Here is a 256-nt window from a genome sequence, read left to right as displayed (position 1 = left end):
GCGCACGAGACAAATCTGCCCTCGTTCAGATCGGTTGCTGGTTACTTGTAAGGAAGCGGGACTGCCTTATGTACTTAATGGCATGAATATCAGCGGAGAAAATTGGACAGGTGGAATCAAATCCGTTGACGTAATTACAGTAGTCATGGAACCCACGGCTACATCTCTCTCCCGGACTTACAGCGATCGCGTGTATCCGGACCCGTGGGAGAAGGTCCTCGATTACCGTCGCGTCCGCGAGTACGCCGCCGAGAAC

Source organism: Halorubrum sp. SS7 (assembly GCF_005435055.1).
Taxonomy (GTDB): domain Archaea; phylum Halobacteriota; class Halobacteria; order Halobacteriales; family Haloferacaceae; genus Halorubrum; species Halorubrum salinarum.
The sequence above is the reverse complement of the archived record's forward strand: the minus strand, read 5'-3'. Positions refer to the sequence as shown.